Here is a 26,139-nt window from a genome sequence, read left to right on the forward strand (position 1 = left end):
GACCTCGCCTCCCGGTGCGCGGCGGAAGACGTTCTACGCTGGCGGCATGCAGGTGGAGATCTGGAGCGATGTCGTGTGCCCGTGGTGCTACCTCGGGAAGGCGCGGTTCGAGAAGGCGCTGGCCGGATTCGAGCACCGGGACGAGGTGACCGTGACGTACCGGTCGTTCGAACTGGACCCCGGGAAGACCGGGACCGAGCCGTTGCTGGACATGCTCACCGCGAAGTACGGGCCGCAGGCCGCCGAGATGGAACAGCGGGTCGCCGGGCTCGCGGCGGCGGAAGGGCTCGGCTACCGGACGGACCGGGAGATCGGCAACACCTTCGACGCGCACCGCCTGCTGCACCTGGCCCGCGAAAAAGGGCTGGAGAACGAGATGGTGTCGGCGTTGTTCCGCGCGAATTTCGCCGAGGCTCGGCCGGTGTTCACTTCGGACGTGCTGGCCGATGTAGCCGAGGAGGCCGGATTGCCGCGCAGCGAGGCCGAAGCGGTGCTGGCGGACCCGTCCCGCTACGCGGAGGCGGTGCGGGCCGAGGAACGCGAAGCCACGGAACTGGGCGCGGGCGGGGTGCCGTTTTTCGTGCTGGGACGACGGTTCGGGGTGTCCGGCGGGCAGTCGGTGGAGGTTTTCGCGCAGGCGTTGGAGAAGGCCTGGGCGGCGTCTGCCGGGAGCTGAGCCCGGCTGCCGGGGAGCAGCCGGGCGTCGGTTCCGGTGCGGTTATTCGGACCAGGTGCTGAGCCGGTTGAGGAGGCGTTCGAGCACCTGCGGGTCCGCGGTGACGGGTTCGCCGGACACGGGTTCGTCGACCAGCGTGCGGCGGTCGCCTCGGCGCGGGAGGCGGACCTGTCCGGCGGAAATCCCGTCGGGCAGCGCCAGTTCGCACCACGTGGTGCGGCCGCCGCGTTCGCCGGGGCGTACGCCGATCCGTTCGTCGCGCGGCGGGGTCGGGGCGACGAGGTCGTCGTCGACCTCGATGACGAGCCGGTCCCCGCGCAGCTGCAGCCGGACGGTCACGAAGGCGGGCGCGGACGGGCTGCTCTGGTCGACGACGTCGCCCACGAGCCGGACCGCGGCGTTCGTGACCTGGTCCAGCATCGGCATCAGGGACCAGTCGGTCAGGATCAGGCGGACGAACAGCTCGGTGCACGGGACCGCGCTCGGCTGCGCCACCAGCCGGAGGTCGTCCACCTGGGTAGTGCGCGTGCTCAAGCGTCACCTTCCTCCTCGGCGAGCGGTCCGATCGGCCGGGACCGTGCGGGCATCATGCCACCGTCGCCGCACCGCGCTGCGGCGGGAGGGCGGTGTCCGGGAGAACCGCAGGTCACACGCCTCCGCCGCGGAACTCCTATGCTGGCCCGATGTCGGCAGAGTCGGCCCGGTGGGCGATCCAGGACTTGATCATGACCTACGCCGCGCGCATCGACGCGGGCGATCTGGCCGGAGTGGGCGAACTGTTCCGCGACGGCACCCTGCACAGCGGCGGCGGCCGGACCGGGCGGGAGGCCGTGGAGAACTGGTTCCGCGCCATCCTGGTCATCCATCCCGACGGCACGCCGAGGACCCGCCACGTGACGACGAACGTCCGGATCACGGCGGGGGAGGACACGGCTTCCGCGCACAGCTACTTCACCGTTTTCCAAGCCGCGGAAGGCTTTCCGCTGCAACCCATCGCCGCCGGGCATTACGACGACCGGTTCGTCCGGCGCGGGGACGAGTGGCTGTTCGCGGAGCGGACGCCGGTGCTGCAGATGACCGGCGACCTGACGCGGCATCTGCGGATGGACGTCGTGCGGGCGGCCAGCTCCGCCGGGTAACGGGTGGTCCAGACCTCGCTCGCGGCAGTACGTGAGGGGAACCCTGAGGGAATCTGATTCCGTCAGGGGAACCCTCACGCACGCCCGTGAGGGTTCAGTCCTGTTTGCTCAGCTTCCGGCGCAGGCCGCGCCCAGCGGCGAGGGTCGGGAACGCCAGCAGCGCCCCGGCCCCGAGCGGGATTCCCTGCTGCCACGCGGGGGCCCCGAGCGCGGCGGGCGCGGCTTGCGGGTCGTGGTCGCTGACGCCGCCCCAGCGCGACGGCGGCAGGACGATCACCCGCGCCTTGCCGATGACGTTGTCCACCGGGACGGTGCCGTTCACCCCGCCGCCGCCCTGGCAGCGGGAGTCGCACGAGTTCTCGCGGTTGTCGCCCATCACCCAGAGGCTGCCCTTCGGGACGGTGACCGGGGCGAAGGTCTGCCGTGCCGTCGGCGGCTGGTCGAGCCAGTGCACGTACGGCTCGTCGAGCGGTTTGCCGTCGACCAGGACGCGGCCCTGCGGATCGCAGCACTGGACGGTCTGGCCGCCGACGGCGATCACGCGTTTCACGAAGTCGCGCTCGTCCGGCGGCGCGAAGCCGACGAGGGAACCGAGGCCGCGCAACGTCTTCGTGAAGAAGTTGCCCGACTCCTGCGGCGCGATCTCGTTCGCGGTCCACGGCTGCGGGCCGCGGAACACGATGACGTCGCCGGGTGCGGGGTCGGTGAAGTCGTAGGTGACGCGGTCGACGACGACCCGGTCGCCGAAGCAGCCGTCGCAGCCGTGCAGCGTCGTCTCCATCGACGCCGACGGGATCAGGAACACCTTCGCGACGAACTGCTGGATCAGGATCGTCAGCACCAGCGCGATCCCGATCAGGATCGGCAGCTCCTGCCAGAACGGGCGCTTGCGCCGCCCCTTCCTGGGCGGCTCGTCGGTGCCGGGACGGTCGGATCCGGACTCGCCGGGGGCGGGGACTGGGGGGATCGGGTCGGCCACGCCGTCAGGCTACCCAGATCCGCGCGCCCGGCGGCGGACCGCGCGCGGCCACGATCGGGGGGTCGTGCCGGTGAGCGGGACGGCAACCGGAGAATTCGCCCGCGGGGAAGGAAAACGGGCCGGAACCGGGGACGGATTCCGGAATCCGGCGCCAGCCGGAGCGCCGGGGCACGGTTTGCGTCACGGCGAGACCGGAGTGGGGCGCCGGTCGAGTGGGGTCAGCTGCTCGACGAATTCCGCGACCCGATGGCGCCACGTGTACCGGCTCATCAGCCAGCCGCCGATCAGCACCGCCGCTCTGTGCTCGCCTGGGGAAGGAACATGGCGGCCGGTCCTGCCTCGACGCAGGTATGCACCTTGCGATGCAACGGTAATCGGACGCGACTACTTCTCGAACGACCCGTGCCTGCCCGCGCCCGCGGCGAACCGGGCAGCACCCGCGAGCGTGTCCGATTTCAAGGACCGGATCCCGTGCCGGAATTCGTTCTCCAGTGCGGATTCCTCGCTCAAGGATTCGCTTTCCAGCAATGCAGCCCGGTCCTCGCGCAAGCAGGTCTGCGGAAACGCGGCGATGTCCCGGGCGAGGGCGATCGCAGCGGGCAGGGACTGCCCGGCAGGCACGACGCGGTTCGCCAAACCGATCCGGTGGGCTTCCGCCGCGTCGACCGGGCGTCCGGTGAGCACCAGGTCGAGCGCGTGGCTCCGGCCGATCAGCCGCGGCAGCCGCACCGTGCCGCCGTCGATCAGCGGGACTCCCCAGCGGCGGCAGAACACGCCGAACACCGCCGTTTCTTCGACGATCCGGAGGTCGGCCCAGATCGCCAGTTCCAGCCCGCCCGCGACGGCATGGCCGGACACCGCCGCGAGCACCGGCTTGCGCAGCCGCAGGCGCGTCGGTCCCATCGGGCCGTCGCCGTCCGGCTCGGTGCGGTTGCCGTGCCCTTCGCTGACCGCCTTGAGGTCCGCGCCCGCGCAGAAGGTCCCGCCGACGCCGTACAGCACCGCGACCGAGGCGTCCGAGGCGTCGAATTCCCGGAAGGCGTCGGCCAGCGCCTCGGCGGTGGCGCGGTCGACGGCGTTGCGCCGCTCCGGCCGGTTGATGCCGATGGTGGTGACCGGACCGTCGTGCTCGACCAGCACAGTGCTCACGCGGGCCTCCGGGGGAAGAAGCGGCTGTCCGGGCAGCATGCCACGCCCCGTAGGCTCCGGCACTGGTGTCGGCACGGGAAGGGGAGTGCGGAATGGACGGCTTGGCCGCGTTCGGGTTCGAGCTGGGGGTGCTCAAGCGGGTCCGCCGCGCGGGCTGGTGGCAGGCGGGCGTCCGCGACCCGGAGTCGGTCGCCGAGCACAGCCTCCGCGCGGCGCAGCTGGCCGCGCTGCTCGCCGCCGAGGAAGGCGCGAACCCCGAGCGCGCGGCGTTTCTCGCGCTGTGGCACGACACCCAGGAGACCCGCACCGGCGACCTGCCGCACACCGCCGCGCCGTACCTGACGAAGCCGGAACCGAGGGCGATCACGGCGGACCAGACCGCGGGCCTCCCGCGTGCGTCGGCGGAAACCGTGCAGTCGGCGGTAGACGAGTACGAAACGCGCGAGTCGCCCGAAGCGCGATGCGCTAAGGACGCGGACAAACTCGAGATGCTTTTCCAGGCCCTCGAATACCGCGCGACCGGAGTCTCCACAGTGGACGAATGGCTCGCGTCGGCGCAGGCAGGGCTCTTCACCGAAACCGCCCGGCGCGTCGCCGAAGCAGCCTTGGCGACGTCGCCGCTGTCGTGGCGCTCCCGTTAGAGCTCACCCACATGGGCGCACTTTTGGTTTAAGACTGACCTCTCTGGGAAAGATCTAAAGTACGACCATCTCGGGGAGGCACAGGATGAACCGGAAACTCACGGCAACACTGGCCAGTATCGCGGCGATGGCGGCAACGATCGGATTCTCCGCGACCGCGGAGGCGGCGGGCCCGCCGTGCGGCCCCCAGGCGAAGGCGTGCCTGAAGCTCTCGGCGAACACGGCGTGGCTGATGGACAACGGCAAGGTCACCCGCGGCGGCGTGCCGGTCACGGTCGGCAAGCCCAAGTACCCGACCCCGGTCGGCACGTTCCGCGTGCAGTACAAGGACATCGACCACTACAGCAAGCAGTTCCACGGTCCGATGCCGTACTCGGTCTTCTTTACCAACACCGGGGTCGCGTTCCACCAGGGCAGCCTGAAGGTCCAGTCGCACGGCTGCGTCCACCTCTCGCACGCTGACGCGGTGGCGTTCTTCAACACGCTGCAGCCGGGCGACGTGGTGCAGGTCGTGCGGTGATCACCCGACGGGCATCGGCCGCCGCAGCGCTTGCCGGCGCAGGCGGCCGAACCCCCTCGGATTGTTGAGCCCGAACACCGCCACGGTCTGCCCGCCGCGGTGATAGGTCGCGAGGAAGGACTCGTCGTCCGGACTGCCGTCGGCGAAGCGCACCTCGTCCTCCGGCGCGGGATGTCCGGCGAGCTGGATGGTCCCGGCGTACTGATCGGACCAGACGTAGCCGCTCGGCTCGTACTCCCGGACCACTTGCCCGGCCAGCAGATTGGCGACCGCGACCGAAGCCTGTTCGGTCGCGTTTGTCCAGTGCTCGTGCCGCGTGCCCGCCGGCCCGTACGACGCGACGTCGCCCGCCGCGACCACGTTCGGCAGAGACGTGACCAGACCGGCATTGGTGCGGACGCCGTTGCTCACCGCCAGCCCGGAGCCGTCGAGCCACTCGACCGCCGGCACCATGCCGATCCCGGCGACGACCACGTCAGCGGGCAGATTCTCGCCGGTTTCCAGCTGTACCCCGGTGACCCGGCCGGAGAGCGTGGAAAGCCCGGCCACCGAAGCGCCGCAGCGCAGAGTGACGCCGTTCCGGTCGTGCAGGCGCGCGCAGATCGAGCCGAGTTCCGGACCCAGCACGCGGGCCATCGGCGTCGGCAGCGCCTCCAGCACGGTGACCTCCAAGCCCAGGCTGTTGGCCGTCGACGCCACTTCGGCCCCGATGAACCCGCCGCCCACGATCACCACGCGCGCACCGGGAACCAGCTCGTCGCGCAGGGCGAGCGCGTCGTCCAAGGTGCGCAGAACATGAACTCCGGCAACGGATTCCGTCCCCGGCAAGGCCCGCGCACGGCCACCGGTCGCCAGGACCACGCCGTCCGCTTCCAGCTCCCCGTCCGACAGCACGAGGCGGCCGGTCGCCGGGTCGAGCCGTTCCGCGCGGGTGCCGAGCCGGACGTCCAGCGAAGCCAGATCGTCGGCGTCGAGCAGGTCCAGCGACTCGCGCGACGCGGACCCGGCCAGGAACGCCTTCGACAGCGGCGGCCGGTCGTAGGGGAGATGCGGCTCTTCGCCGACGAGCACCACCCGGCCGTCGAACCCCTGGGCGCGCAGCTCCTGCGCGGCGCGGGCGCCGGCGAGCGAGGCGCCGACGATCGCGACCGTTTTCACGCGGCGTCCTCGGCGGCGTCGGCGAGCACGTAGATCACGCCCTCGTCGACGTGCACCTGGTACGTGCGCACCGGCTGCTTGGCGGGCAGGCAGGACGGCATCCCGGTGCGCAGGTCGAAGAGCGCCGCGTGCAGCGGGCACTCCACGAAGCAGCCTTCGAGCCAGCCGTCGGCCAGTGACGCGTCCTGGTGGGTGCAGGTGTCCCCGATCGCGTACAGCTCGCCGTCGGCGTTGAAGACGGCGATGGGCTCGGGCCCCGCGATCCGGACGGACTCGCCCGGGGGCAGCTCGTCCACAGTGCACGCGCGCAGCATTGATTCCTCCGAAGCCAGTGATTGTTGCGTATTGAGGAACACCCGACGTGATACGCAACAGAGTCTGGGCGTGCCGGAGGGGCGCCGTCAAGGGGTTCCGGGGTGGAGTTTTTCGGAGCGCAGTTCCGGATGAAAGCCCTGGTCGAGGGCGGTTCCCGCGAACGGGTGCGGCACCGCCGCGGGTGCTTGACAGCGCCCCCGCTGAGCCTCATCTTGTTCCGGAGAGGGCAACAAGACGCGTAATACGCAACTTCGATCGTGTGTGAGAGGAGCCCTGCCGGTGACCGCTGTCGACCTCCCGCAGAGCCTGCTGCCGACCCTTCCCGGGCCGCACTACACCGACCCGGCGATCTTCGCCCGGGAGCAGGAGCGGATCTTCGAAGCGGGGTGGTTCTGCGCGGTGCGCAGCGCCGACCTGCCGTCGCCCGGCTCGTTCGAGACCGTGCAGGTCGGTCGCGAAAGCGTGCTGATCGCGCGCGGCCGCGACGGGGCGTTGCGCGCGTTCCTGAACGTGTGCCGCCATCGTGGCGCGCGACTGTGCACCGACGAGAAGGGTTCGGTGAAGCGCGCTTTCCAATGCATGTACCACGCCTGGACCTACGGTCTCGACGGAAAGCTTGTCGCCGCCCCGAATCTGACCGGGATGCCGGACGTCGACCGCGTCGAATACGGCCTGACCGCGGTGCATCTGCGCGAATGGCTCGGCTACGCCTGGGTTTGCCTCGCCGAAGAAGCACCGTCCTTTGCGGACACTGTGCAGGCGGACGTGAGCGCACGGCTCGGCGGCCCGGGCGAGATCGAGGCGTACGGGATCGAGAATCTGGCGCTGGGCCGGCGCATCGAGTACGACGTGCGCGCGAACTGGAAGCAGATCATCGAGAATTTCATGGAGTGCTACCACTGCGCGACGATCCATCCGGAACTCACCGAGGTGCTCCCGGAGTTCGCCGACGGGTACGCCGCGCAGTATTTCGTCGGCCACGGCGCGGAATTCGGCTCGGACGTCACCGGGTTCACTGTGGACGGCGGCGACGGTTTGCAGCGCCTCCCGGGCGTCGGCGAGCACCAGGACCGCCGGTACTACGCGATCACGATCCGGCCGCAGGTGTTCGTGAACCTGGTGCCGGACCACGTGATCGTGCACCGGATGTTCCCGCTCGCCCCAGACCGCACGCTCGTCCGCTGCGACTGGCTGTACCTGCCGGAGGTCGTGGAATCGGGCGCGGACCTCGACCGTTCGGTGGAGCTGTTCCACCGCGTGAACCAGCAGGATTTCGAGGCGTGCGAACGGTGCCAGCAGGCGATGGGCTCGCGCGCCTACGCCCGCGGCGGCGTGCTGGTGCCGAGCGAACACCACATCGGCGAGTTCCATGCCTGGGTGCGCGCCCAGGTCGGGGACTAGGGCGCTAGATCAGCGCTCGGATCGCCTTCTCGAAACCGGTCACGTGCTCGAGCGTCAGCGCCGAAGCCTTCTTCGCGTCCCCCTCGGCGATCGCCGTCAGCAGCGGCGAGTGCTCGTCCACGTGCCCGGCCATGCCGCGCAGCCGGGGGAGGAACACGCACCAGATCCGGGTCGCGAGGTTGTCGTAATGAACGAGCGTGTCCTCGAAGAACGGATTGTGCACGCAGCGGTAGATCGCACGGTGGAGCTCAAGATCGGTGCGCAGGAGTTCGGCGTTTTCCCTCGGCGTGGCCGAATCCAGCTGGTCGCGGAGCCGGACCAGATGGGCGCGGTCCTCGTCGGTCGCGCGCGTGGCGGCGGACGCGGCGGCGGTCGGTTCGAGGGTGCGCCGGACCTCGGAGATGTGGGCGAGGTCGGAGATGTTGACGTCCGTGGCGAACGTGCCGCGACGCGGGTACGCGACCACGAGCCGTTCGGTTTCGAGGCGCTTCAGCGCTTCGCGGATCGGCGTGCGGCCCATGTCGAGGACGCTGCCCGCCCACTCCTCGTTGATCGGGTCGCCCGGCTTGATGTCGAGCATGACGAGGCGGTCGCGCAGGAACTCGTAGGCGCGTTCGGCCAGCGACGGTGCGGCGGCCGGGATGACGTGGTTGACCGGGGTGCTCACCCGGCCTACTCTACAGCGAAGATTGATATATCAGTAGTCGACCAGTTGTCCGATACAGGAGGCCAGCCGGAATGACCACGACGGACCAGCCCCGGCCGCCGGGCGCGGACCTTCCGGACCATCCGGATTTCCTCTGGCGGGACCCGGAGCCGCGGCGCGCGTACGACGTCCTCGTGGTGGGCGGCGGCGGGCACGGCCTCGCCACCGCCTACTACCTCGCCAAGGTGCACGGCATCACGAACGTCGCCGTGCTGGAGAAGGGCTGGCTCGCCGGCGGGAACATGGCCCGCAACACGACGATCATCCGCTCCAACTACCTGTGGGACGAAAGCTCCGGCATCTACGAGCACTCGCTCAAGCTGTGGGAGGGCCTCGAGGAAGACCTCGGCTACCCGATCCTGTTCAGCCAGCGCGGCGTGCTGAACCTCGCGCACAGCCTGCAGGACGTCCGCGACAGCGTGCGCCGGGTGAACGCCAACCGGCTCAACGGGATCGACGCGGAATGGGTCGACGCGGACGGGGTCAAGGAGCTCTGCCCGATCGTCAACACCTCGCCGCACGTCCGGTACCCGGTGCTCGGCGCGACCTACCAGCCGCGCGCCGGGATCGCCAAACACGATTACGTGGCTTGGGGTTTCGCCCGCGCGGCGGCCGCGATGGGCGTCGACCTGATCCAGAACTGCGAGGTCACCGGCATCGACACGCGGGACGGCAAGGTCGTCGCGGTCGAGACGAGCCGGGGCCGGATCGCTGCCGGGAAGGTCGCGCTGTGCGCGGCCGGGCACAGTTCGGTGCTGGCGCGGATGGCCGGGATCGACCTGCCGCTGGTGTCGCATCCGCTGCAGGCGCTCGTGTCCGAACTGCTCGAACCGGTGCACCCGACGGTGGTGATGTCGAACGCCGTGCACGTCTACGTTTCCCAGGCGCACAAGGGAGAACTCGTGATGGGCGCGGGCATCGACTCCTACGCCGGCTACGGCCAGCGCGGCGCGTTCCACATCATCGAGGACCAGATGGCCGCCGCGCTGGAGCTGTTCCCGGTGTTCGCGCGGGCGCACCTGCTGCGGACCTGGGCGGGCATCGTGGACGTGACCCCGGACGCCTCGCCGATCGTCGGGCTGACCCCGGTGGAGAACCTGTACCTCAACTGCGGCTGGGGGACCGGCGGGTTCAAGGCCACGCCGGGCGTCGGCGACTGCTTCGCGCACACCGTCGCGAAGGGCAAACCGCATCCGTACGCCGAACCGTTCACCCTCGACCGGTTCACCACCGGCGCGCTCGTCGACGAGCACGGCGCCGCCGCCGTCGCGCATTAGGAGCCACTGTGCAGCTGATTCCCTGCCCCTGGTGCGGTCCCCGCGAGGAGACCGAATTCCACTACGGCGGCCAAGCCCACGTCGCGTACCCGCAGGAACCGGCGGCGCTGTCGGACGAGGAGTGGGCGAAGTACGTCTTCTTCCGCGCCAACCCGAGCGGCCCGCTCGCCGAGCGCTGGACGCACAGCGCCGGCTGCCGCCGCTGGTTCAACGCCGTCCGCGACACCCGCACCCACGAACTCGCGGCGGTCTACCGCCTCGACGAACCCCGGCCGGTGATCCCATGACCTTCCGCCTCCCCAGCGGCGGCCACGTCGACCGCGACACCCTGCTCCAGTTCACCTTCGACGGCCGCGTCCTCAATGGACACCCCGGCGACACTCTCGCGTCCGCGCTGCTCGCCAACGGCGTGCACCAGGTCGCGCGGAGCGTCAAACTCGGCCGCCCGCGCGGCATCATGGCGGCCGGCGTCGAAGAGCCGAACGCGGTGGTGCAGCTGGAAAAGCCGTTCCCCGAACCGATGCAGACCGCGACCACCGTCGAGCTGTACGACGGCCTGGTCGCGCGCAGCCTTTCCGGCCAGGGCCGGTTGGCGACCGAACCGGACCCTGCGCGGTACGACGCGAAGCACCTGCACTGCGACGTGCTCGTGGTCGGCGCCGGTCCGGCCGGGCTCGTCGCGGCCCGCACGGCGGCACGGGCCGGAGCGCGGGTCGTGCTGGTGGACGACCAGCCCGAACCCGGCGGTTCGCTGCTCGGCTCGAACGAATACCTCGACCTCAAGCCTGCGATCGAGTGGGCCCGCGCGATCGCGGACGAGCTCCGCGCGACCCCGGACGTGGAAGTACTCGACCGGACGACCGCCTTCGGTGCGTACGACGACGGTTTCGTCCTGGCCGTGCAGCATCGGACGTCCGGTGCGGCCCGGCAGCGCGTCTGGCGGATCCGCGCGCAGCAGACCGTCCTGGCGACCGGCGCGCACGAACGCCCGATCGTGTTCCCGGACAACGACCGCCCCGGCATCCTCCTCGCCAACTCCGCACGGACGTACCTCCACCGGTACGGCGTCGTCCCCGGTCGCCGCGCCGTCGTGTTCACCATGGACGATTCCGCCTACGCCGCCGCGATCGACCTCGCCGACGCTGGCGTGGAAATCCCGCTGGTGGCCGACGTCCGCCCGGCCGCCCCGGAAAACTGGGCCGCCGCCTGCGCGGAACGGGGGATCGAAGTCCGGGCCGGGGCCGCGGTGACCGGGACGGAAGGGACCGAACGCGTCACCGGCGTGCGCGTCGCCGACGAACTGATCCCGTGCGACACGCTCCTGGTCTCGGGCGGCTGGACCCCTGCGGTCCACCTGTTCAGCCAGCAGCGCGGCCCCCTCCGCTACGAACCCGCGCTCGGCGCGTATCTCCCCGACGGCGACCTCCCGACCGCGCGCGTGGCAGGCAGCGCCAACGGAACCTTCGACTTCGCCGGGTGCGTGCGAGAAGGCCGGGAGGCTGTAGCCGGGGCACCGGAGGAGAACCCGCTCCCGGTCTCGGACGCGCGTCCCCGCGAACTGGCCCCGGCCGTCGAATGGCAGATCCCCGGCGCGGAGTCCGATGTGGACACCCGCTTCGTGGACCTGCAGCGCGACGCCACGGTCTCCGACGTGCTCCGCGCGACCGGCGCAGGCCTCACCTCGCTGGAGCACGTCAAGCGCTACACCACCATCGGCACGGCGCACGACCAGGGCAAAACCTCCGGCATGCTCGCCGCCGGGATCACCGCCGAAGCCCTCGGCGTCGACCTCGCGGACCGCCGCCCGACCACCTACCGCCCGCCGTACACGCCCGTCGCCTTCGCGGCGCTGGCCGGGCGGAACCGCGGCGAGCTGCACGACCCCGTCCGCGTCACCGCGCTGCATTCGTGGCACGTCGAGCACGGCGCGGAATTCGAGAACGTCGGCCAGTGGAAGCGCCCGTGGTACTACCCGCAGCCGGGGGAGGACATGGATGCCGCGGTCCGGCGCGAATGCCTTTCCGCCCGCACCGACGTGGCCATGATGGACGGTTCCACCCTCGGCAAGATCGACGTCCAGGGCCCGGACGCCGCCGAGTTCCTCGACATGCTCTACACGAACCTCATGAGCACGCTCAAGGTCGGCCGGATCCGGTACGGCGTGATGTGCGGCGTCGACGGGATGGTGATCGACGACGGCACCGTCATCCGCGTGGCCGAGGACCGTTTCCTCGTCACCACGACCACCGGCAACGCCGCGATGGTGCTGGACTGGATGGAGGAGTGGCTGCAGACCGAATGGCCGCACCTGCGCGTGTTCGCCACCTCGGTCACCGAGCACTGGGCCACGGTCGCGCTCGTCGGCCCGCGTTCGCGCGAGATCCTGGCGGGCCTCGCACCGGAGTTGGACGTCAGCAACAACGCCTTCGGCTTCATGGCCTGGCGCGACGCCGAGGTGGCCGGGATCGCCGCGCGGGTGTGCCGGATCAGCTTCTCCGGCGAGCTCGCTTACGAGATCAATGTGCCGTCCTGGTACGGCCTCGCGCTCTGGGAAGCGCTGGCGGCGCAAGGAATCACGCCGTACGGCACCGAAACCATGCACGTCCTGCGCGCGGAGAAGGGCTACCCGATCATCGGCCAGGACACGGACGGCACGGTCACCCCGCAGGACCTCGGCATGAGCTGGGCAGTGTCCAAGAAGAAGGCCGACTTCCTCGGCAAACGGTCCTTCTCCCGGTCGGAAAACCTGCGCCCGGACCGCAAGCAGTTCGTCGGCCTGCTCCCGGCCGATCCGACGGTGCTGCTGCCGGAGGGCGCGCAGATCATCGAAACCGCGCACGTCCCGAAGCCGCCGGTCCGCATGCTCGGCCACGTCACCTCCAGCTACCCGAGCGCCGCGCTGGGCCGCACCTTCGCGCTCGCCCTCGTCCGCTCCGGCCGAGAACGGATCGGGGAGACGCTGTACGTCCCGGTCGGCGACGAGGTGGTGCCGGTGACGGTGACCGAATCCGTGCTCTACGACAAGGAGGGGACCCGCCGTGACGGCTAAGACCCTGTCTCCGCTCGCGGAGCACGCGAGCCTGCTCGCCGGCTGCGCGCCGGCCGTGCTCGCCGAGGAACGTCCGTTCGTCTCGCAGCTCAACGTCCGCATCCGCGAAGGCCACGACGCCGCAGCGGCCGTGCTCGGCACCGCGCTGCCGGACGTCTGCCGGTTCACCAGCGGCATCGGCGACGTCCTGTGGCTCGGCCCCGACGAGTACCTCGTGCTCGACGCACCCGAAGGCACCGAAGAAGCACTGCGGGAAGCGATCGCCGTCGGCGCGGTGACCGACGTGTCCGCGCAGCGCACCACGGTGCGGCTGGCCGGACCGGCGGCCCGCGACGTCCTGGCGCACGGCTGCGCCGTCGACCTCCACCCGAAGGCCGCGCCGCCGGGCACCTGCGTCCAGACGCTGTACGCCCGCACCGGAATCGTCCTGCTGGTGCGGGAAGCGGGCGAATTCACCGTGCTCGTGCGCCAGTCGTTCGCCCCCTATTTCGCCGCCTGGCTCGCCGACGCGGCGCTGGAATACCGAGAGGAGGAGTCTTGACCCAGTTCACCTTGACCCTGCACTGCCCCGAGCGCTCCGGGATCGTGCACGCCGTGACGACGTTCCTCGTGAGCAACGGCTGCGACATCGTCGAGCACCAGCAGTTCGACGACGACGTGCACGGGGAACTGTTCCTGCGCACCGAATTCGCCTGCGCCGGACCGGCCACCGTGGACGATCTCACCCGCGAGTTCGACGTCGTCGCCCGCGACTACGCCATGCGGTACCGGTTCTCCGACCGCACCCCGGACCGGCTGCTGGTGATGGTGTCGAAGGCCGGGCACTGCCTCAACGACCTCCTCTTCCGCTGGCGCGCGGGCGCGCTCGGCGCGGAAATCGCGCTCGTCGCGTCCAATCACGAGGACCTGCGCCCGATGGCCGAGGCCGCCGGGCTGCCGTTCGTGCACATCCCGGTCACCCCGGCGACCAAGCCGGACGCCGAACAGCGGCTGCTCGACCTGGTGCGGGACCACGACATCGACCTCGTCGTGCTGGCCCGGTACATGCAGGTCCTCTCCGACGAGCTGTGCCAGAAGCTCCAGGGCCGCGCGATCAACATCCACCACTCGTTCCTGCCCGGGTTCAAGGGCGCGAAACCGTACGCGCAGGCCTACGACCGGGGCGTCAAGTACGTCGGCGCGACCGCGCACTACGTGACCCCCGAACTCGACGAGGGCCCGATCATCGAACAAGAGGTGCAGCGGGTCGACCATTCGCACTCGCCGCGCGCGCTCGCGACCGTCGGCCGCGACGCCGAAGCCCTCGCGCTTTCCCGCGCGGTGCGCTGGCACTGCGAGCGGCGCGTTCTCCTCAACGGCAACCGGACCGTCGTCTTCCGCTGACCTATCCCAGGGAGTTCTCATGACCCGTGTCGTGATCATCGGCGCCGGAATCGTGGGCGCGAACCTCGCCGACGAGCTGACCCTGCGCGGCTGGACCGACGTCACCGTGCTCGACCAGGGCCCGCTGCCGCTGACCGGCGGTTCGACGTCGCACGCGCCCGGGCTGGTGTTCCAGACCAACCCGTCCAAGGCGATGACCGAATTCGCCGGCTACACCGTCGCGAAACTGCTCGACCTCGGCTGTTTCGAGCAGGTCGGCGGCATGGAGGTGGCCAGCACCGCCGCGCGCTGGGAGGACCTGAAACGCAAGCACGGCTGGGCGACGTCGTGGGGCGTCGAGGCGCGGCTGATCGACCCGGACGAGTGCGTCCGCCGCTGGCCGATGCTGGACGAGGACCGGATCTTCGGCGCGCTGTACGTCCCGACCGACGGGCTCGCCGTCGCCTCCCGCGCGGTGGACGAGCTGATCAAACGGGCTTCCGCGCGCGGCGCCCGGTTCGTCGGCTTGACCCGCGTGACCGGCATCGAGCAGGCGCACGGGCACGTCACCGGCGTCAAGACGGCCGACGACGTGGTCCCGGCCGACATCGTGGTGTCCTGCGCCGGATTCTGGGGCCGGGAGATCGGCGAGATGGCCGGCATGACCGTGCCGCTGCTGCCGCTCGCGCACCAGTACGCGAAAACGGGCCAGCTCGCCGAACTGGCCGGAGCGGACCCGGTGCACCCGGCGCTGCCGATCCTGCGGCACCAGGACCAGGACCTGTACTTCCGCCAGCACGGCGACCGGCTCGGCATCGGCTCCTACGCGCACCGCCCGATGCCGGTGGACAAGTTCGCCGAACCGGGCGAGGTCACCGCGTCCGCGATGCCGTCGATGCTGCCGTTCACCGAGGACGATTTCGCGCCGTCGTGGGAGGAAAGCAAGCTCCTGCTGCCCGCGCTCGGCCGGACCAAGGCGGAGGAGGGCTTCAACGGCATCTTCTCCTTCACCCCGGACGGCGGTTCGCTCGTGGGCGAATCGAGCGACGTGCGCGGATTCTGGATCGCCGAGGCCATCTGGGTCACGCATTCCGCGGGCATCGCGAAGGCGGTCGCGGAGTCTATTGTGGACGGAGGTTCCGAAACCGATCTGCACGAACTGGACGTGCACCGGTTCGAGGACGTCCAGCTGGCCCCGGAGTACATCCGCGAAACCGCGCAGCAGAACTTCGTGGAGATCTACGACGTGCTGCACCCGCTGCAGCCCCGGCTTTCCCCGCGCGACCTGCGGGTCAGCCCGTTCCACGCCCGGCAGCGCGAGCTGGGCGCGGTGTTCCTGGAGGCGGGCGGCTGGGAACGGCCGCACTGGTTCGAGGCCAACGCGTCGCTGCTGAAAGACCTGCCGCACGACTTCCTCCCGCCCGCGCGCGACGCTTGGGCCGGGCAGTTCCACTCGCCGATCGTGGCGGCCGAGGCCTGGCACACCCGAAACCGCGTCGCGATGTACGACATGACGCCGCTCAAGCGCGTCGAGGTGAGCGGGCCGGGTTCGCTGGAGTTCCTGCAGGGGCTCACGACGAACCAGCTGGCGAAATCGGTCGGCTCGGTGACCTACACGCTGATGCTGGACGACGCGGGCGGCGTGCGCAGCGACATCACCGTGGCACGGCTGGAACCGGAGCTGTTCCAGGTCGGCATCAACGGGAACATCGACGTCGCCTACCTGCGCAGCCGCGCCCCGGAAGGCGTCCGGGTCGTCGACACCACCGGCGGCACCTGCTGCATCGGCGTATGGGGCCCGCTCGCCCGCGACCTGGTGCAACCGCTGTCGGCGGAAGACCTTTCGCACACCGGGCTCAAGTACTTCCGCGGCCGCCGGGCCCGGATCGCCGGGGTGCCGGTGACGATCCTGCGACTGTCCTATGTGGGCGAACTCGGCTGGGAGATCTACACCTCCGCGGACAACGGCCAGCGCCTGTGGGACGCGCTGTGGCAGGCCGGGCAAGGGTTGGGCGTCATCGCGGCCGGGCGCGGCGCGTTCAACAGCCTCCGGCTGGAGAAGGGCTACCGGCTGTGGGGCACCGACATGACCACCGAGCACGACCCGTACGAGGCCGGGGTCGGGTTCGCGGTGCGCCCGGCGAAGGGCGAGTTCGCCGGGCGGGCCGCCATCGACGGCCGCAGCGAGGAAACCTCGGCGCGGCGGCTGCGCTGCCTCACCGTGGACGACGGCCGGACCGTCGTGCTGGGCAAGGAACCGGTGTTCGTGGACGGCGCCGCCGCGGGTTACGTCACGAGCGCGGCTTACGGCTACACGATCGGCCGCCCCATCGCGTACGCCTGGCTGCCCGGCTCGGCGGCGATCGGCGACCAGGTGGAAATCGAGTATTTCGGACGGCGGGTCGCCGCGACGGTAGCCGCGGAACCGCTGGTCGACCCCGGGATGGAGCGCATCCGGCGCTGAGTGGAAGGAACCCTGCCATGCGGGACCAGATCGTGAGCGACTTCCTGAACACCCTCGCCCGGCCCGCGATCCCGGCTCCGGCCGGGGCGACGGTCGCGGCCCTCGCCCTGGCCCAAGCGGCGGCCCTGCTCAGCCGGGCCGCCGGCGGCGACGCCGAAGCGGACCAGCTGACCCGGCACGCGTTGCGGCTGGCGGAGATCGACGCCCACGCCGTCACGCACGACGTGCCCGACCGCGCCCAGCCCGCCGCGGACGTGGTCGCGGTGGCAGTGGAGGTGGTCCGGGTGGCGGAACGGCTGCTGTCCATTGTGGACCCGGCGGCCCTGCCGGACGTCTCCGCGGCGGCGGAAATGGCGCGTTCGTCCGCGATGACCGCACGAGTCGCCGTCGAAGCCCGGCACGGCGTCCTGCTGGCCGCGGAGCCGGACGAGATCGCCGAGAGAGCCGCCCGGGTCACGGAGGCGGTGCGGGTCCGTGAAGGACTCCTCGAAGGAATCTGATTCCCTCGAGGAGCCCTTCACGGACGTCGGGCGGCGGACCGCGGCGGGGGACGCGAGCGGCGGCGGCCGGACAGTGGCAAGATCTGCGGTGTTCCCCAGGAGACCCGTCCCCGAGAACACCGCAGTGAGGATCGCCGCATGGCTGTGCCGCCCCTGCTCACGCTGAACAACTCGGTCGTCATCCCGCAACTCGGACTCGGCATGTACCAGGTCCGGCCGGACCAGGTAGCGAAGGTCGTCGCGACGGCGTTCGAAGCCGGGTACCGCAGCATCGACACCGCCGCCATGTACGGCAACGAAGCCGAGATCGGCGCGGCGGTGCGGGAGTCCGGGCTGCCGCGCGAGGACGTCTTCGTGACCACGAAGGTCTGGAACACCGACCACGGATACGACAACACCCTGCGCGCGTTCGACCGCAGCGCCGAAGCCCTCGGCCTCGGCCCGGTCGACCTGTACCTGATCCACTGGCCGAAACCGGAGCTGGACCGCTACGTCGAGACCTGGCGCGCGCTGGAACTCCTGCTCAACGAGGGCCGCGTCCGGGCGATCGGCGTGTCGAACTTCGGCGTCGACCACCTGCGCCGCCTGCTCGACGAGACCGACGTCGTGCCGGTGGTCAACCAGGTCGAACTGCACCCGTGGCAGCAGCAGGCCCCGCTGCGCGCGTTCCACGCCGAGCACGGCATCGCGACCGAGGCGTGGAGCCCGCTGGCCCGCGGCCGGAACCTGAACGACCGGGTGATCACGGCGCTGGCGGCGAAGTACGGGAAGACGCCCGCCCAGCTGGTGCTGCGCTGGCACCTGCAGCTGGGCATCATCGCCATCCCGAAGTCGGCGACCCCGTCGCGGATCCGGGAGAACGCGGACGTGTTCGACTTCGAACTCGCCGAGGACGACCTGCTGGCCCTGGCAGAACTCGACTCCTGAACGGCCGGTCGGGAAGCGCGGATGCCCGCCGCGGCTTCGGGAATCAAGGCCTGCCCCGGACGCGCCGCACCGCCTCAGCCCAGGGCGCATGCGCGTCGCAGCGGCAGTCAGCTGCGCGGATGCCGGTCGCTGCGGCTTCGGGAGCCCAAGGCCTGCCCAGGATACGCCCTCACTGCCACAGCCCAGGGCGCATGCGCGTAGCTGCGGAGGCAGCCAGCTGTGCGGGTTTTGGCGACTTCCTCGCGGCCCCGGAAACACCGTACCGCCCCAGCCGTGGGCGGAGGCGGTGCTTGCCGTTCGAGGGGGCGCATGCCCGTCGTTGCGGTGCCAGGCTGCTGCGCGGGTTCTGGCGATGTCCTCGAGGCTTGCCCCAGATACACCGCACCGCCCCAGCCCGGTCGAGGGCGGAGGCGGTGCCAGCGGGTCAGAGAGTCAGGAAGCGCGGATGCCCGCCGCCGCGAAGTCGGCCAGCTGGGCCGGTTCCTTGAGGAACGCGCGGAAGCTCTGCGTGCCGCGCTGCTGGACCTCGTCGATCGTCTTCCCGGACAGGCCGACGAACGGGTAGTCCGCGGGCGGGCCGGAGCCGATCGGCATCGCGGGGGAGCCGATGACGTCCGGCTTGGACTTCGAGAGCTGGGTCACCCAGTACGACGATTCGGGGATCCAGCCGTCGGGCAGTCCGCCGATCGTGTCGAGCGAGGATTTGCCGGTGAGCGCGTTCAGCACCTCGGAGGCGGGCTTGCTCTGCACGGCCACGTGCACGCAGCTGCCGTGGACCTGGGTGAGGTCCTGGTTCCAGCGCGCCGCCGCGGTCTCGACCGGCTTGGCGATCTGCGGGGTCACCACGATCCGGACGTCGGTGCGGCCGCCGTTGCAGCTGGCGGCCTGCGCCTCGGCGCGGTTGTTGAGCACACTGTCGGCCCAGTTCCAGCCGACCACGCCGAGCGTGGCCAGCACCACGAGCCCGACGGCCACGAGAGGCCACTTCGCGATCCGCCTGCGAGGCGCCTTCTTGGCGACGATCCGGTGCGACCCGGTCGTCTCGCTGCGGCCGGCGGGCCGCTTCGGCGGGTCGAGAGGGTGCGGCACCGGCTCCTCGGGCAGGCTGTGACGCCCCATCGTTGTCCTTTCGTGACCTGCACAACACGCTCAGTTATGCAATCGAACCGTTATCACTCTATCAGGCCAGCGACCTGCGGTGAATACCGTTACGCAGAGTTGTCAACTCCACGGCCGGGCGACTCCGGCTCGGGATCCGGCGGCTTGGCCGGGTCGGCGAGAAGGTCGCGGCAGAGGCCGATCAGGCGGGCCCGCAGCGGCGCGGCCCGCTCGGCGAATCCGGCCTGGGCGCGGGCGTAGGAGGCCCGCCCTTCGGCGGTCTCGATCGGCACCGGCCGGTAGCCGTAGTCCGCTAGATCGTACGGGCTGGCCCGCATGTCCAGTTCACGGACGTCCGCGGCGAGCGCGAAACAGTCGCCGACCAGCTCCGCGGGCACGAACGGATCGAGCTTGTAAGCCCACTTGAAAAGATCCATGTTCGCGTGCAGGCAGCCCGGCTGCTCCAGCGCGACCTGCGATTCCCGGGTCGGCTCCAGCGTGTTCCGCGGCCGCGCCGGACCGGTGAAGAACCGGAACGCGTCGTAGTGCCCGCACCGGATGTCCATCGATTCCACGACCCGGTCGGTCCCGGCCGAGCCGAGCCGCAGCGGGACCTGCGCGTGCCGGACGGAGTCCGCGGGCTCGCGGTAGACCATGGCCCATTCGTGCAGCCCGAAGCAGCTCAGCCGCGGCGCTCGCGAAGCCGTGGCCGACAGCAGCTTCAGCACGAACTCCGCGGTGCGCGCCCGGCGGCCGGTGAACGCCGCCGGGTCGAGCATCACCCCGGCCTCGGTCTCGACGTAGGCCGGACGCTCGAGGAACCGCCGCGCGGACGCTCCCGCGAGCACCACACCCGGACCCGGCTGCCAGCGTTCGAGATGTCCCGGCCGGTGCGAGTAGTACGTGAACAGGAAATCCAGCACGGGGTGTTTCTCGCCCCGAGCCCGGCGTTCCTGATGCGGCCCGGTCCACGCGCGCATCCGCTCGGCGTGCGCGCGCTCCCGGGCCTGCCACTCCGCCTCGGCGAGCACGACCACGCTCATGCCGCCACGTGGGTGCCGTCGCGCACGGTCCCCACGTACTCCTCGACGAGGTCCTCCAGCGCCACCACGCCGACGGCCGCGCCGGAAGCGTCGAGCGCCCGCGCGAGGTGGCTGCCTTCCTTGCGCATGGCCGAAAGCGCGACGTCGAGCCGCGCGTCCGACCGCAGTTCGGTGAGCGGCCGCGTCTTGTCGTCCGGCACCACCGTGTCCGGGTCCTGGCCGACGAGGTCGAGCACGTCCTTCACGTGGATGTAGCCGGTGAGCGAACCGTCGTCGGTGCACACCGGGAAGCGCGAGAACCCGGTGGTGGACACCGCTCGCTCGACGTCGCCGAGCGTCGGCCCGCAGGGGAGCGTCGTGAGCTCCGAGGTGGGCACCAGCACGTCCGCGACGGTCTTGGCGACCGACGACAGCGTCTGCGAAAGCCGCCGGTGCTCGGACTGGTCGAGCAGCCCTTCCTGGCGCGATTCGCTGAGCAGTTCGGCGAGTTCGTCGGAGCTGTACGCGGTCTCCAGTTCGTCCTTCGGCTCCACCTTCATCAGGCGCAGCAGCGAGTTCGCGACGAAGTTGAGGAACGCGATGACCGGGTTCGCCACCTTCACCCACGCCACGTGGACCGGCACGAGCCACAGCGCGAGCCGCTCCGGTTCGGCGATCGCGAGGTTCTTCGGCACCATCTCGCCGATCAGCACGTGCAGCATGGTGATGAACGCCAGCGCGATCGCGAACGAAATCGGGTGCAGCAGCTGGTCGGGCAGGCCGAGCAGATCGAAGAACCCGGACAGCCGGTGCGCGACCGCGGGCTCGCCCAAGCGGCCGAGCAGCAGCGAGCAGATGGTGATCCCCAGCTGCGCCCCGGCGAGCATCTGCGAGACGTGCTTGCTCGCGTTGATCACGATCTGCGCGCGGGTCTTTCCCTGTTCCAGCAACGCTTCCAGCCGGTCGCGGCGCGAGGAGATCAGGGTGAATTCCGCGCCGACGAAGAACGCGTTGGCCAGCAGCAGGACCACGACGAGGGCGATGTTCAGCCAGTCGCTCACGCGGTCACCTCGCGTTCGGCCGGGCGCACCTGGACCTCGGCGACGCGGTGCCGGTCCATGCTGGTGACCGCGAGCCGCCAGCCGTCGACCTCGACGGCGTCGCCCTCGGCCGGGATCGCGCCGAGCCGCTCCAGGATCAGCCCGGCGATCGTTTCGTAGTCGCCCTCGGGCATCCGGAACCCGGTGATGTCGCGGACCTCGTCCGCGCGCAGCTGCCCGGACACGAGCCAGCGGTCCGCGCCGAGCTGCTGCGCGGCCGGGGCCTCGCGGTCGTCGTGCTCGTCGCGGACGTCGCCGATGATCTCCTCGACCACGTCCTCCAGCGTGACCAGCCCGGCGGTGCCGCCGTACTCGTCCACCACGATCGCCAGCTGGTAGCGCGAATCGCGCAGCCGGTTGAGCAGATCGTCGCCGGGCAGCGATTCCGGCACCGTCGGCACCGGCCGCATCGCCGACCGGATCCGCGTGGTCGCGCGGTCGGCGGCCGGGACGGCGAACGCCTGCTTGACGTGCACCGCGCCCTGGACGTCGTCGAGATCCTCGGTGTAGACGGGGAACCGCGAGAACCCGGTGCGCCGGGAGATGTCGATGAGGTCTTCGATCGTGTCGTCCACGGTGAGCGATTCGACCTGCACGCGCGGGGTCATCAGCTCGTCCGCGGTGCGGTCGCCGAAGCGCAGGGAGCGGTCCAGCAGCTCCGCGGTGGACGTGTCGAGCTTCCCGCTTTCCGCGCTGGAGCGGACGATCGAGCCCAGCTCCTGCGGCGACCGCGCGGAACGCAGCTCCTCCTGCGGCTCGATGCCGAATTTGCGGACGAGGAAGTTGGCGCTGTTGTTCATCAGCGTGATGAGCCAGCGGAACAGCGCCGAGAACCGGGCGTGGTAGCCGGAAACCGCGCGCGCGGTCGGCAGCGGACGCGCGATCGCGATGTTCTTCGGCACCATCTCGCCGAGGATCATCGACAGGAACGTGGCCAGCACCAGCGCGACCGCCACCGCGACCCCGGACGCCGCCGAAGCGGGCAGGCCGGTCGCGTCGAGCAGCGGGCGGACCAGGTCGCCGATGAGCGGTTCGGCGAGGAAACCGGTGATCAGCGTGGTGAGCGTGATCGCGACCTGCGCGCCGGAGAGCTGGAAGCTCAGCGTGCGGTGCGCCTTCTGGACGGTGCGCGAACGCTTGTCACCGACCTGGCGGACGTCCGCGTCGACCGTGCTGCGCTCGAGCGCGGTCAGCGAGAACTCGGCCGCCACGGCGAGACCGGTGCCGATCGTGAGAAGAAGGAAGAGCAGCACGCCGAGCACGGAAAGCAGGACGTGGATCACAGCGCACCGTCCGGGACGGCGGAACGGACGGCGGGCGGAAAGCCGGGTCGATGCGGACCCGGCCCGGTACTGTCACCGGGCGATGGCGCAGCGCGCACGGATGGAAGTCACTCCTCGGCATAACGGGTTTGTAATGCGACGATGCCGACAATCGTACCGGGTCCGGGCAGCCGTGCGGCGACAGGACGCGAACCTGGCGCCCGTTTTTCCGCCCGCCGCTGCGGGAACCGCGCTCCCGCCTGCGTCATCCCGGGCCGCTGACGTGCCCCAAGCCCTCGTGCCGCGTTGAGGTTTCTGAACAGGTGATGCGCAGCGCTCGCCAGCGATGCGGAACTCCGGCGGACGAGACGCGCCGGACGGCTTCTCTCCCGCTGCGGTCCGTGAAGGGCTCCTTGAGGGAATTTGATTCTGTCGAGGAGCCCTTCACGGACCTCGCCAAACGCGCGCGCCCGCCGCGGCAGGGCGAGAAACCCGCTGGCGCAGTGCGCGAAGCTGCCCGTTGCCGTTGCCGTTGCCGTCGCCGCTGCCCGCCCCTTTGCCGTTGCCCGTCCTGCGGCCGTTGCCCGCCCTGCGGCCGTTGCCCGCCTCGCGGCCGTTGCCCGTCCCGTTGCCGTTGCCCGTCCCGCGGCCGTTGCCCGCCCTGCGGCCGCTGCCTGCCGCTCGGTGCCTCTGCCCTTGCTGCCTGCCCTGTTTCCCCGGGCCCGCCTCTCCGCCTGCTGCCGCTGCTCGCCGCGCCTGCGCCTGGCTGCTCGACGCGGTCGGACTGGCGGGAATGTCCGTGAGGGGTCCCCTCACGACCTCAACGAGACCACGCCACCCGCCCGAACGCTGCCGCGCGTCCGTCCACAGTGGTGCTTCAGCGCGGCCGTCGCCCCAGCAAAGCCACCAGCCGGTCCGGAGCCGCCGCGTTTCGGCCGGCCGCGACTGGCGGGTCGAACAGCCCGAGGCCCTGCCAGTCGTCGATCATCGGGCGCAGCACGTCGAGCAGCCGCCCGGCGAGGACGTCCGGGACCGGATTCGGGCGGCCGAGCGCGGTGGCGAGGTCCCAGCCGTGCACGGCGAGGTCGAGCGTCATCTGCCAGCCGTACTCCTCGGCGGGCACCAGTCCGAACGAGACGTGCACGGTGCGACGCAGCGCGCCGGGGGAGAGCCACGCTTCGCGGGCGGCGGCGGACGCCTTCTCCCACACCGAGAGTGGGTCGTCGCCGAGGACGTCGCCGTCGTAGCGGGTGCCGACCTCGTCGAGGGTCGCTCCGGCGAGCAGGTGGGGTACCCAGAGTTGTTCGACGGCCAGATGATTCACCAGATCGCGTACCGACCAATCGGTGCACGGCGTGCCGCGAGCCCAGTCGCCCGGACCGGCGGCGCGCACGGCGGCGTCGAACACGTCCAGTGCGCTGCCGTGGGCGGCGAGGAGATCCACGGGGCACATTGAACACGATTCAGCTGCGCGCGCCGGGCCGGTGTCGTCGCACGGTCTCTTCGACCAGGTCCAGCACCGGGCCCAGATCGTCGCCCGGGAGGCCCATCGCGAGGTGCGACACGAGCCCTTCCAGCACGAGTTCCAGGAACGCGGTCAGCACGCTGACGTCGACGTCGTCGCGCAGGTTGCCTGCCTTGCGCTGCCATTCGAGGCGGTCGCGGGTCGCCTCGGTCAGCTGCTGCGAGCGTTCCGCCCACCGGCCGCGGAACTCCGGGTCGGTGCGCAGCCGCCGCGACACCTCCAGCCGGGTGCCGAGCCAGTCCGCCGGATGTTCGCTGTTCCCGGCCAGCAGGTCGCGCATGACCTGGACCAGGCCCTGTTCGGCGACGACGTCGGCCATCCGCACCGCGTCGTCCTCGGCGAGGGCGAGGAAGAGCGATTCCTTGTCGCGGAAGTGGTGGAAGATCGCCCCGCGCGACAATCCGGTGGCTTCTTCCAGACGGCGGACCGTGGCACCCTCGTAGCCGTAGCGTGCGAAACACACGCGCGAGCCGTCGAGGATCTGCCGGCGGCGTGCGTCGAGGTGATCCTGGCTGACCCGTGGCATCCTGAAATCCTGACATCGAGGACCGGGTTCTCGCAATCCGTACGTACGTACTGTGACGAGACGGCGGAACGGATGCGCGCCGTCACACTGGCGGGTTCTCGGCTGACACGACCGGGCCGGTTGACTACGCTGTGCACATCACGACGTGAGCACCGGAAAGGGAGCGGCCTTGGTCATCGGCGAGTCGGGCCGTGCGCGCGGCGGTTTCGCCATGGACGCGGCGGAGCTGACCGCGGTCATCCGGCTGTGGGAGGACCAGCTCGCGAAGATCGCCGCCGACGGCCGTGCGATCGACGAGATCCTCGCGCTCTTCGCCGCCCCCGGCTCGGACCCGGCGAGCACGGAGTACGCGGCCGCCGGCGCGGACTCCCTGCACACGCTGCGCGACCAGAACGAGGCGCTGCGCCGGTACGCCGCCGGATACCTCGACAAGCTGCGCGCCGCGCGGGACCGGACGACCGAGGCGGACCAGGCCGGCGCCGACCTCAGTCGCGGCCGGTAAGCGGACGGCCCCGGCCGCGCACGAAGGGAACCAGGTGGACGGCAAGCAGATCTTCGACAACTTCCGCGGCGGCGACACGTCCGGTTTGCGTGCCGCCGCGGCGAAGGTCCAGGAGCTTTCGGCGGCCTACCTGGAGCGCGCGCAGAGCGTGAAAGAGCTTCAGGAGCGGATGGCGCGCTCGTGGACCGGCGACTCCGCCGACGCCGCGAAAGCGGGCGCGGGACCGGTCGAGGCCGGGTTCCGGGAGTCGGTCGACCCGCTCGACCTCACCAGCGCGTCGATGGACACCCAGGCCAGCAGCTTCGAAAGCTCCCGGCACGCGGTCGTCGACGTGCCGCCCCGCCCGGAGCGGCCGCAGCCGTGGGCCGGGCCGTTGCAGGCGGTGCTGCCCGCGTCGGCCGCGCCAGTGTCCTTTCAGGACAGCATCGACCGGTTCCACGGCGCGAACGAGAACAACGTCCGGGTGATGGAGCAGTACCACGGCGTCACCGCGAACACGAAACGCGTGCTGCCGAAGCAATACGGCCCGATCGTCGCCGACGGCGTCGCGGTCCGCCGGACCACTTCGGACAGTACGGCCACGCAGACCGCCGCGAGCCACGACCGGAACGGCCCCGGCGCCGCGGTGCTGCCCGCTCCGGTGAGCGAACCGTCCCAGCGCGGCTCGGGCCCGGCGGTCGGCGGTGCGCCCGTCGCGGCGGGCGGCCCCGGCGACGGCCTGCATTGGCGGCCGGAGTACCTCCTCGAGTCCGATCCGGAGGGCGCGTTCGGGGCGGACGGTTCGGCGACCCAGCCGGTTCTCGGCGACGAGGAGGAGTAGCCGGTGGCCGATCCGGCGGGA

Annotated in this window: 28 protein-coding genes; 15 read left to right on the top strand and 13 right to left on the bottom strand. The window is 70.9% G+C overall.

The features are described 5' to 3' along the window. Positions 1-46 precede the first annotated feature (46 nt). Positions 47-676: a DsbA family oxidoreductase gene (locus PUT80_RS11845; RefSeq protein ID WP_043838067.1), complete on the top strand. Its 630-nt coding sequence runs from the start codon at positions 47-49 to the stop codon at positions 674-676. Positions 677-718: 42 nt separating this feature from the next. Here PUT80_RS11845 and PUT80_RS11850 read toward each other — a convergent pair whose 3' ends face one another. After that, complete coding sequence (locus PUT80_RS11850; RefSeq protein ID WP_275291941.1) at positions 719-1,210, bottom strand: ATP-binding protein; 492 nt, start codon at positions 1,208-1,210, stop codon at positions 719-721. Between the two features lie 149 nt (positions 1,211-1,359). On the opposite strand from PUT80_RS11850, the gene PUT80_RS11855 reads away from it, so the two are divergent. After that, a complete protein-coding gene (locus PUT80_RS11855) occupies positions 1,360-1,815 on the top strand; it encodes a nuclear transport factor 2 family protein (protein WP_063762885.1) in 456 nt (151 codons plus the stop codon). Positions 1,816-1,909: 94 nt separating this feature from the next. On the opposite strand, the gene lepB is transcribed toward PUT80_RS11855, so the two are convergent. Together lepB and PUT80_RS11865 are read right to left on the bottom strand one after the other, a co-directional pair. Then, complete coding sequence (gene lepB, locus PUT80_RS11860) at positions 1,910-2,794, bottom strand: signal peptidase I (protein WP_275291942.1); 885 nt, start codon at positions 2,792-2,794, stop codon at positions 1,910-1,912. Between the two features lie 384 nt (positions 2,795-3,178). Beyond that, entirely contained in the window at positions 3,179-3,982 is an 804-nt protein-coding gene (locus PUT80_RS11865; RefSeq protein WP_275291943.1) for a crotonase/enoyl-CoA hydratase family protein, read from the bottom strand. A 53-nt stretch (positions 3,983-4,035) separates the two neighbouring features. On the opposite strand from PUT80_RS11865, the gene PUT80_RS11870 reads away from it, so the two are divergent. After that, positions 4,036-4,584 (top strand): HD domain-containing protein, encoded by a 549-nt coding sequence (locus PUT80_RS11870; RefSeq protein ID WP_037814337.1) that lies wholly within the window; start codon positions 4,036-4,038, stop codon positions 4,582-4,584. An 85-nt stretch (positions 4,585-4,669) separates the two neighbouring features. Further along, complete coding sequence (locus tag PUT80_RS11875; RefSeq protein ID WP_134733985.1) at positions 4,670-5,104, top strand: L,D-transpeptidase; 435 nt, start codon at positions 4,670-4,672, stop codon at positions 5,102-5,104. Here the strand turns inward: PUT80_RS11875 and PUT80_RS11880 are convergent, their stop codons facing one another. Then, positions 5,105-6,262, bottom strand: coding sequence for an FAD-dependent oxidoreductase (locus PUT80_RS11880; RefSeq protein WP_275291944.1), 1,158 nt, complete (start codon positions 6,260-6,262; stop codon positions 5,105-5,107). It abuts the gene before it with no gap. Then, a complete protein-coding gene (locus PUT80_RS11885; RefSeq protein WP_037814333.1) occupies positions 6,259-6,576 on the bottom strand; it encodes a bifunctional 3-phenylpropionate/cinnamic acid dioxygenase ferredoxin subunit in 318 nt (105 codons plus the stop codon). Before PUT80_RS11885 ends, PUT80_RS11880 begins: the two co-directional genes overlap by 4 nt. A gap of 280 nt (positions 6,577-6,856) precedes the next feature. Here PUT80_RS11885 and PUT80_RS11890 point away from each other — a divergent pair, with 280 nt between their 5' ends. Beyond that, on the top strand, positions 6,857-7,978 hold the full coding sequence (locus PUT80_RS11890) for an aromatic ring-hydroxylating dioxygenase subunit alpha (RefSeq protein ID WP_238606639.1): 1,122 nt from the start codon (positions 6,857-6,859) through the stop codon (positions 7,976-7,978). A gap of 4 nt (positions 7,979-7,982) precedes the next feature. On the opposite strand, the gene PUT80_RS11895 is transcribed toward PUT80_RS11890, so the two are convergent. Continuing rightward, complete coding sequence (locus PUT80_RS11895) at positions 7,983-8,645, bottom strand: GntR family transcriptional regulator (protein ID WP_275291945.1); 663 nt, start codon at positions 8,643-8,645, stop codon at positions 7,983-7,985. Between the two features lie 71 nt (positions 8,646-8,716). Between PUT80_RS11895 and PUT80_RS11900 the strand changes: the two genes are divergently transcribed. The 8 genes from PUT80_RS11900 (at position 8,717) to PUT80_RS11935 (ending at position 18,263) form a co-directional block, all read left to right on the top strand. Next, a complete protein-coding gene (locus tag PUT80_RS11900) occupies positions 8,717-9,961 on the top strand; it encodes a sarcosine oxidase subunit beta family protein (protein ID WP_275291946.1) in 1,245 nt (414 codons plus the stop codon). A gap of 8 nt (positions 9,962-9,969) precedes the next feature. Beyond that, positions 9,970-10,248, top strand: coding sequence for a sarcosine oxidase subunit delta (locus tag PUT80_RS11905; protein ID WP_037814329.1), 279 nt, complete (start codon positions 9,970-9,972; stop codon positions 10,246-10,248). After that, positions 10,245-13,010: a 2Fe-2S iron-sulfur cluster-binding protein gene (locus PUT80_RS11910; protein WP_275291947.1), complete on the top strand. Its 2,766-nt coding sequence runs from the start codon at positions 10,245-10,247 to the stop codon at positions 13,008-13,010. Before PUT80_RS11905 ends, PUT80_RS11910 begins: the two co-directional genes overlap by 4 nt. Beyond that, a complete protein-coding gene (locus PUT80_RS11915) occupies positions 13,000-13,551 on the top strand; it encodes a sarcosine oxidase subunit gamma family protein (RefSeq protein ID WP_275291948.1) in 552 nt (183 codons plus the stop codon). The genes PUT80_RS11910 and PUT80_RS11915 overlap by 11 nt, the downstream gene beginning before the upstream one ends. Continuing rightward, complete coding sequence (gene purU, locus PUT80_RS11920) at positions 13,548-14,393, top strand: formyltetrahydrofolate deformylase (protein ID WP_134733980.1); 846 nt, start codon at positions 13,548-13,550, stop codon at positions 14,391-14,393. The genes PUT80_RS11915 and purU overlap by 4 nt, the downstream gene beginning before the upstream one ends. Before the next feature lie 19 nt (positions 14,394-14,412). Next, complete coding sequence (locus PUT80_RS11925; protein WP_275291949.1) at positions 14,413-16,836, top strand: FAD-dependent oxidoreductase; 2,424 nt, start codon at positions 14,413-14,415, stop codon at positions 16,834-16,836. A gap of 17 nt (positions 16,837-16,853) precedes the next feature. Continuing rightward, the gene (locus tag PUT80_RS11930; RefSeq protein ID WP_134733978.1) at positions 16,854-17,336 is read left to right on the top strand and encodes a hypothetical protein; all 483 of its coding nucleotides are present in this window, start codon (positions 16,854-16,856) and stop codon (positions 17,334-17,336) included. Between the two features lie 138 nt (positions 17,337-17,474). Continuing rightward, on the top strand, positions 17,475-18,263 hold the full coding sequence (locus tag PUT80_RS11935; RefSeq protein WP_275291950.1) for an aldo/keto reductase: 789 nt from the start codon (positions 17,475-17,477) through the stop codon (positions 18,261-18,263). A gap of 432 nt (positions 18,264-18,695) precedes the next feature. Here PUT80_RS11935 and PUT80_RS11940 read toward each other — a convergent pair whose 3' ends face one another. From PUT80_RS11940 to PUT80_RS11970, 7 genes are all read right to left on the bottom strand, one after another. Next, the gene (locus PUT80_RS11940; protein WP_078870511.1) at positions 18,696-19,382 is read right to left on the bottom strand and encodes a substrate-binding domain-containing protein; all 687 of its coding nucleotides are present in this window, start codon (positions 19,380-19,382) and stop codon (positions 18,696-18,698) included. Between the two features lie 89 nt (positions 19,383-19,471). Beyond that, entirely contained in the window at positions 19,472-20,404 is a 933-nt protein-coding gene (locus PUT80_RS11945; RefSeq protein ID WP_275291951.1) for a 3-methyladenine DNA glycosylase, read from the bottom strand. Then, on the bottom strand, positions 20,401-21,444 hold the full coding sequence (locus PUT80_RS11950; protein ID WP_037814302.1) for a hemolysin family protein: 1,044 nt from the start codon (positions 21,442-21,444) through the stop codon (positions 20,401-20,403). The genes PUT80_RS11945 and PUT80_RS11950 overlap by 4 nt, the downstream gene beginning before the upstream one ends. Then, the gene (locus PUT80_RS11955) at positions 21,441-22,766 is read right to left on the bottom strand and encodes a hemolysin family protein (protein WP_275291952.1); all 1,326 of its coding nucleotides are present in this window, start codon (positions 22,764-22,766) and stop codon (positions 21,441-21,443) included. Before PUT80_RS11955 ends, PUT80_RS11950 begins: the two co-directional genes overlap by 4 nt. A 423-nt stretch (positions 22,767-23,189) precedes the next feature. Then, positions 23,190-23,561, bottom strand: a complete 372-nt coding sequence (locus PUT80_RS11960; protein WP_275291953.1) for a hypothetical protein — start codon at positions 23,559-23,561, stop codon at positions 23,190-23,192. Positions 23,562-23,622: 61 nt separating this feature from the next. Beyond that, positions 23,623-24,189, bottom strand: coding sequence for a TIGR03086 family metal-binding protein (locus PUT80_RS11965; protein ID WP_205673443.1), 567 nt, complete (start codon positions 24,187-24,189; stop codon positions 23,623-23,625). 19 nt (positions 24,190-24,208) lie between these two features. After that, positions 24,209-24,796 carry a TetR/AcrR family transcriptional regulator gene (locus PUT80_RS11970; RefSeq protein ID WP_037814298.1) on the bottom strand — a complete coding sequence of 196 codons (588 nt, stop codon included), beginning with the start codon at positions 24,794-24,796 and terminating at the stop codon, positions 24,209-24,211. 145 nt (positions 24,797-24,941) lie between these two features. On the opposite strand from PUT80_RS11970, the gene PUT80_RS11975 reads away from it, so the two are divergent. Continuing rightward, positions 24,942-25,298: a hypothetical protein gene (locus PUT80_RS11975; protein WP_275291954.1), complete on the top strand. Its 357-nt coding sequence runs from the start codon at positions 24,942-24,944 to the stop codon at positions 25,296-25,298. A gap of 34 nt (positions 25,299-25,332) precedes the next feature. Then, positions 25,333-26,118, top strand: coding sequence for a WXG100 family type VII secretion target (locus tag PUT80_RS11980; RefSeq protein WP_275291955.1), 786 nt, complete (start codon positions 25,333-25,335; stop codon positions 26,116-26,118). The last annotated feature ends 21 nt before the right edge of the window (positions 26,119-26,139 follow it).

This window comes from Amycolatopsis sp. La24 (genome assembly GCF_029087445.1).
Lineage (GTDB): Bacteria > Actinomycetota > Actinomycetes > Mycobacteriales > Pseudonocardiaceae > Amycolatopsis > Amycolatopsis nivea.

Coding starts and splice junctions, on each gene's coding strand:
- PUT80_RS11875 (WP_134733985.1), top strand. CDS start 4,670: ATGAACCGGAAACTCACGGCAACACTGGCCAGTATCGCGGCGATGGCG.
- PUT80_RS11910 (WP_275291947.1), top strand. CDS start 10,245: ATGACCTTCCGCCTCCCCAGCGGCGGCCACGTCGACCGCGACACCCTG.
- PUT80_RS11970 (WP_037814298.1), bottom strand. CDS start 24,796: ATGCCACGGGTCAGCCAGGATCACCTCGACGCACGCCGCCGGCAGATC.
- PUT80_RS11845 (WP_043838067.1), top strand. CDS start 47: ATGCAGGTGGAGATCTGGAGCGATGTCGTGTGCCCGTGGTGCTACCTC.
- PUT80_RS11865 (WP_275291943.1), bottom strand. CDS start 3,982: ATGCTGCCCGGACAGCCGCTTCTTCCCCCGGAGGCCCGCGTGAGCACT.
- PUT80_RS11945 (WP_275291951.1), bottom strand. CDS start 20,404: ATGAGCGTGGTCGTGCTCGCCGAGGCGGAGTGGCAGGCCCGGGAGCGC.
- PUT80_RS11930 (WP_134733978.1), top strand. CDS start 16,854: ATGCGGGACCAGATCGTGAGCGACTTCCTGAACACCCTCGCCCGGCCC.
- PUT80_RS11935 (WP_275291950.1), top strand. CDS start 17,475: ATGGCTGTGCCGCCCCTGCTCACGCTGAACAACTCGGTCGTCATCCCG.
- PUT80_RS11885 (WP_037814333.1), bottom strand. CDS start 6,576: ATGCTGCGCGCGTGCACTGTGGACGAGCTGCCCCCGGGCGAGTCCGTC.
- PUT80_RS11940 (WP_078870511.1), bottom strand. CDS start 19,382: ATGGGGCGTCACAGCCTGCCCGAGGAGCCGGTGCCGCACCCTCTCGAC.
- PUT80_RS11925 (WP_275291949.1), top strand. CDS start 14,413: ATGACCCGTGTCGTGATCATCGGCGCCGGAATCGTGGGCGCGAACCTC.
- PUT80_RS11870 (WP_037814337.1), top strand. CDS start 4,036: ATGGACGGCTTGGCCGCGTTCGGGTTCGAGCTGGGGGTGCTCAAGCGG.
- PUT80_RS11855 (WP_063762885.1), top strand. CDS start 1,360: ATGTCGGCAGAGTCGGCCCGGTGGGCGATCCAGGACTTGATCATGACC.
- PUT80_RS11900 (WP_275291946.1), top strand. CDS start 8,717: ATGACCACGACGGACCAGCCCCGGCCGCCGGGCGCGGACCTTCCGGAC.